At 50.6% G+C, this 1,877-nt stretch carries 5 protein-coding genes; all 5 read right to left on the reverse strand.

The window, feature by feature from the left end; all coding sequences use genetic code 11:
- Positions 1-194 (reverse strand): hypothetical protein (locus M2108_RS31265; protein ID WP_277473376.1); only part of this gene is annotated, 194 nt, incomplete at its 3' end.
- Positions 195-202: 8 nt separating this feature from the next.
- Positions 203-373, reverse strand: a complete 171-nt coding sequence (locus tag M2108_RS31270) for a hypothetical protein (protein ID WP_277473362.1) — start codon at positions 371-373, stop codon at positions 203-205.
- 2 nt (positions 374-375) lie between these two features.
- Complete coding sequence (locus tag M2108_RS31275; RefSeq protein ID WP_277473375.1) at positions 376-693, reverse strand: phage tail assembly protein; 318 nt, start codon at positions 691-693, stop codon at positions 376-378.
- An 11-nt stretch (positions 694-704) separates the two neighbouring features.
- Positions 705-1,223: a phage major tail tube protein gene (locus M2108_RS31280; protein ID WP_277506481.1), complete on the reverse strand. Its 519-nt coding sequence runs from the start codon at positions 1,221-1,223 to the stop codon at positions 705-707.
- Positions 1,224-1,238: 15 nt separating this feature from the next.
- A partial coding sequence (locus M2108_RS31285; RefSeq protein ID WP_481856975.1) for a phage tail sheath family protein occupies positions 1,239-1,877 on the reverse strand: 639 nt, incomplete at its 5' end.

Consider the following 1,877-nt stretch of genomic DNA (forward strand, 5'->3'; position numbering starts at 1 on the left):
AACTCCCGCTCGGCTGCCTGCAGGCCATCCCGTAGAGGTCGAACCATATCTCCAGAGATCCGGATTGCTTCGATAGCCCGGGCTGTATCCTGAATTTTATCCAGGTTATCCAGCACCTTGTGGATAATGTTGTTATAACTGGATTCCAGTTTCGCCTGCAGCTCAAACGCTATTTTATACTCTTTGCCGGCCATTGGTTACCTCACCCCTTGCGCTGCCGGTTTCGCTCCTCTGTCAGCTCATTCGCTGTATCCACCCATTCATAGAGCTCTTTTATTGGCATCCCGAGCCAGTAAGGGATTGGCGAAAAATAAGCAGACGAAAAGGCCGCTGCCAGCTTCCTCAGCTTGCGCGGCCCCTCCTTATCAGCCAACCCTAACCCAGCAAAAAACCTTGTGCCCGCAGAGCAATTTTCGACACGTCTTTGGCCGGCATCTTGCCAAAAATCTCATATGGCTTCTCTGCTGCCATGGCAGCAATATGCAACTGGTAAGGCAGACTCAATGCCTTGACAAAACTTTGATTACTGGAATCGCCAGCAATAATTTTATCCACTTTAATAAGATCATCCCCGACCAGACGACCAAAATCCAAAGTCAATTCCGTGATAGTCTCCCCTTCAAAATCAAAAGGCCGACTAAGCGTATAAACCCGCTCGTCAGCCTCAACTACAGTATTCTTTTCATTAGCCATTATTTAATCCCTCACATTCCCAGATTTTCACGGATTTTAGCCATGTAGTCAACACCGTCGATGATGCAGATAAAGTTATATTTATCAATCTCAATGATCGTCCGTCCTTCAACCACAACTTTGTAGTAAATGCATTCCAGCGATATGCTGCTGCCGGTTGTCGCATTAACAGCCAGAGTCCCGCCGGTTGTGGTCTTAGGAATAGCCCGTACACTTACCCGGACTGCCTGACTTTCGTATTGTCCAGACGTTGAATTAAAAACCTGCTGCGAACCACGAAAGTCTAAAGCGTGGGCAACTGGAGCAGCGAGCCTCAGCATTGGAACATCCAGTGTCCGGAAATTGAGCGTTGTTTCCATGCTGCCGTAGTGCCCGAGAGTCGGGCTGTCTACTTCCCCGGCAATGCCCGCTCCAGAGACCGTTTCAGTCAGCGCCTCCAAGTTTGGCAATTCCACATCAACGGTACCCAACCGCTCTGTACCGCCGCGATAAGCCGTGTAATTCGTTAATTTTTCAGGTACTTGTGGCATTTCGCTCCTCCTTTCTTACGCCGCGAACAGCGCGGCCAGATATGATGTGTCGTATTCCAGCAGGAACCCGATTTCTTGCGCCGGTCCTGGCGGCGTGATGAACAGATGGAACTTGATTTTGCCGGCCATCAGATCCGTTACCGGATTTTCAGAGGCATTAAATTCAACCCGGCCACCCAGTAGAGCCCCGGCACTGGTCAAGCCATTTAGCCAGATATTCATGCTGTCAGTAATGGTCGTGATCAGCCTTGTGTTCATGGGACTATCAACCTTCTGCATGTACGTCAGGATGATGCTGTTACCGACCCAGCTAAACATCCGGCGGATGGGGATAAAGCTGTCTTTAGGGTCTGAGCTGCCGGGGAATGCTCCGGTGTTATTGCCCCAAGACCTCCAGCCGCTGGTACCCAAATTAACGGCCGTCATAATCCCAAGGCTGTTCAGGTAGGTTGCCTGATCCGGACCTAAAAATTGATCGGTGCCATCAGCCAGCGCTGTACCATCGGCCTGCAGTGCCTTATTGGACGGCGACACGTAGGGAATCCCATCATTTGCAGCGTCCGTAGCCGCGATCAGGCCAGCCAGTTGTGTGGAATAATGGTATACCTTATCGCCCATTGTCAACATCGGATACCCTGCAATCTGCAATGATCC

This window comes from Paenibacillus sp. PastM-3, assembly GCF_029893965.1.
Lineage (GTDB): Bacteria > Bacillota > Bacilli > Paenibacillales > Paenibacillaceae > Paenibacillus_AQ.

Bases quoted from the DNA above. Each gene is read 5' to 3' on its own strand.
- M2108_RS31280 (WP_277506481.1), bottom strand. From the start codon at position 1,223: ATGCCACAAGTACCTGAAAAATTAACGAATTACACGGCTTATCGCGGC.
- M2108_RS31275 (WP_277473375.1), bottom strand. From the start codon at position 693: ATGGCTAATGAAAAGAATACTGTAGTTGAGGCTGACGAGCGGGTTTAT.